A 1234-nucleotide genomic window follows, 5' to 3' on the forward strand; every position below is an offset into this window, starting at 1 on the left:
CCATGGCCGTCTGCGCCTCCCGCGCACGACTGACCGACTCCCCCACTCTTGCCCCCCGATTGAAGCGCTCCGACCATCTTCCCACCACGATTGAATCCTACGGGTCCAGCACTTCGCTTCTCGGTTCGTAATTCTGCTGTTACGGCGAACACACCGGAACTGCGGTTAGGGTGGTGGAGGTAAACACACTCCCAAGACGACTTCGCGTCGTAGTGGGCCTTGTCTCTCCTCTTGAAAGGACCCCTGAATGGGCGTCAGCTTGACCAAAGGCGGCAATGTCTCTCTCACGAAGGAGGCCCCGAACCTGACTGCAGTGGTCGTCGGCCTGGGCTGGGACGCGCGTTCCACCACCGGAGCTGCTTTCGACCTCGACGCCAGCGCGATCGGCGCAGGCTCGAACAAGAAGGTCCTCTCCGACCAGCACTTCATCTTCTTCAACAACCTCCGTTCGCCCGACGGCTCGATCGAGCACAAGGGTGACAACACGGACGGCGAAGGCGAAGGCGACGACGAGCAGATCGACGTGAACCTCGCAGCGGTTCCCGCCGAGGTCGAGAGCGTTGTCTTCCCCGTCTCGATCTACGACGCAGAAGCTCGCTCGCAGTCCTTCGGCCAGGTCCGCAACGCGTACATCCGCGTCGTCGACAAGTCGAACGGCAACGAGCTCGCTCGTTACGACCTCTCCGAGGACGCTTCCACCGAGACCGCCATGGTCTTCGGTGAGCTGTACCGCAACGGTGCAGAGTGGAAGTTCCGCGCAATCGGCCAGGGCTACGCGTCCGGCCTCGCGGGCATCGCGCGCGATTACGGCGTCAACGTCTGATCTTCGCTCTCGACGAGCTGACTCGGGGAAGGTTCCGCAGTAGTCTGTGGAACCCTCCCCGTTTTCACGTTCGGATGCGGTGAGAGACCGCTTGCAGTAACCACTCTGCATTGACCAACTAGAAAGGGCCACGCTCCGTGGTACTGCGAATATTCGGTTTATCCATCGCAATTTCGATCCTCGCGATGATCGTTGCGTTCATCTACGGCGGACCCGAGGCACTGTTCCTCGTCATCATCCTGTCGATTCTGGAAATCTCGCTTTCCTTCGACAACGCCGTCATCAACGCCACTGTTCTGCAAAGAATGAGTGAATTCTTCCACTCCCCCGTGTGCGCCACGTCGTCGCCGGCGAGCAGGCGCAGGAAGTGGGACTTGCCGGAGCCGTTGGAGCCGAGGACGGCGACGCGTT

General features: G+C 60.9%; 1 protein-coding gene and 1 pseudogene. Both read left to right on the top strand.

Features of this window, described 5'->3' with window-relative positions; translation table 11 throughout:
* Positions 1-247 precede the first annotated feature (247 nt).
* On the top strand, positions 248-823 hold the full coding sequence (locus tag ABT116_RS47845) for a TerD family protein (protein ID WP_003941199.1): 576 nt from the start codon (positions 248-250) through the stop codon (positions 821-823).
* A gap of 185 nt (positions 824-1008) precedes the next feature.
* Positions 1009-1234 (top strand): annotated as a pseudogene (locus ABT116_RS47850) (hypothetical protein); the annotation flags it as partial.

Source organism: Streptomyces sp. NPDC002130 (assembly GCF_040296465.1).
Lineage (GTDB): Bacteria > Actinomycetota > Actinomycetes > Streptomycetales > Streptomycetaceae > Streptomyces.

Coding starts and splice junctions, on each gene's coding strand:
- ABT116_RS47845 (WP_003941199.1), top strand. CDS start 248: ATGGGCGTCAGCTTGACCAAAGGCGGCAATGTCTCTCTCACGAAGGAG.